The 1,491-nt window shown below is 67.9% G+C and carries 2 protein-coding genes; one reads left to right on the top strand and one right to left on the bottom strand.

Going from position 1 to position 1,491, the window contains the following annotated elements; translation table 11 throughout:
- Window positions 1–983 (bottom strand): LacI family DNA-binding transcriptional regulator (locus EEB15_RS32975; protein ID WP_141514224.1); only part of this gene is annotated, 983 nt, incomplete at its 3' end.
- 182 nt (window positions 984–1,165) lie between these two features.
- Between EEB15_RS32975 and EEB15_RS32970 the strand changes: the two genes are divergently transcribed.
- A partial coding sequence (locus EEB15_RS32970) for a tripartite tricarboxylate transporter substrate-binding protein (protein ID WP_255466394.1) occupies window positions 1,166–1,491 on the top strand: 326 nt, incomplete at its 3' end.

Below are 1,491 nucleotides of genomic sequence, written 5' to 3'. Positions count from 1 at the left end.
ATGCAGCTGGCAGGCGGAGTCTCGCCGCGCATCAGCGTCAGCAGCATGCCGGCCGCGGCGGTGCCGATCTCGGCGCGCGGCGTGCGCACCGTGGTCAGCGGCGGCAGCATCTGGTCGCTTCCGGTCAAGTCGTTGAACCCGGCCAGTGCCACGCGCTGCGGCACCGGGATGCCCAGGCGCAAGGCCGCCAGCAGTGCGCCCTGGGCAAGATCGTCATTGCAGAAGAAGATCGCATCCACCGGCGGGGACTGCGCCACGATCTGCTCGAACATGGTGCCGCCCAGGGCGATGGAGGAAGGGGCCGGATTCAGCCACTCGAGGGTGCTCGCATGCAGGCCGGCCGCCCGCATCTCGCGGCGCCAGCCTTCCAGCCGCTGCAGCGTGCGCGGATCGAGCTGGGCGGCCGCGAACGCAATCCGGCGATGGCCGCGTTCGAACAGGTGGCGCGTCATGTCGGCTGCGGCGTCGGCCTGCGACAAGCCGACGCAGTGCACGCCAGGCATGTCCGAGGTGTCCATCAGGTGCACGCAAGGCACGCCGCTGGCGCGGATCAGCGCACGGCTCGAATCACTGCGCTCCAGCCCGGTCACCAGCAGCCCGGCCGGGCGATGCAGCAGGAGTTCGCGCAGCAGTTGCTCTTCTTCGCCGAAGTCGTAGTGGCTCACACCGATCAGCGTTTGGTAACCCTCGCGCCGCAGCGTACGCTGCACGCCTTCCAGCAGGTCGACGAACAGCGCATTGGACAGCATCGGGATCACCAGCGCCACATGTGTGCTGTGGCGCGAGGCCAGCGCTCGCGCCGCCGGATCGGGCACGTAGCCCAGGCGATCGGCCGCTGCCTTGACCCGGGCCACCAGCTCGGGATCGACTGCACGCTCACCGCGCAAGGCCCGCGACACTGTGATCGGGCTGACGCCGGCCACCCCTGCCACGTCGGCCAGCGTGACGCGGCCGGTGGCGCGGGAACGGACGGAAGCAGGCATCGGGGGAGTGTACCGGACAGCGTTGTCCCGATCGGACGGTTCAGGCTACCGACCCCACCCCGCTCCACTTTGTCACCGTGTGTCAGTCACAATCTCTAGTTTAGGGTTTACCCCAATCCAATTCGGATAGCGCTGTCCTAAGATAGCGCTATCCAAACCTTTGAACCTCATCAGGAGACAGCATGAAGACGACTCCCTTCGCGGCCGCGCGCCGATCCACCCTGCTGGGCGCGACCGCACTGGCCCTTGCCGCGTTCGCTGCACCCGCGGCTTGGGCCCAGGCCAACTGGCCGACCAAACCGGTGACGCTCGTCGTCGGTTTCCCGCCCGGCGGTCAGACCGATTTCGCCGGCCGTGTGCTGCTGGCCGGCCTGCAGAAGGAACTGGGCCAACCCGTGGTCATCGACAACAAGGCCGGCGTCAACGGCAACATCGGCGCGCAGGAAGTCATGAAGGCACCGGCCGATGGCTACAAGCTGTACGTGGGCAACGGCTCCATGACCATCGC

Source organism: Ramlibacter sp. WS9, assembly GCF_003797765.1.
Classification (GTDB): Bacteria; Pseudomonadota; Gammaproteobacteria; order Burkholderiales; family Burkholderiaceae_C; genus Ramlibacter.
This window is presented reverse-complemented; position numbering and strand designations above follow the sequence as displayed.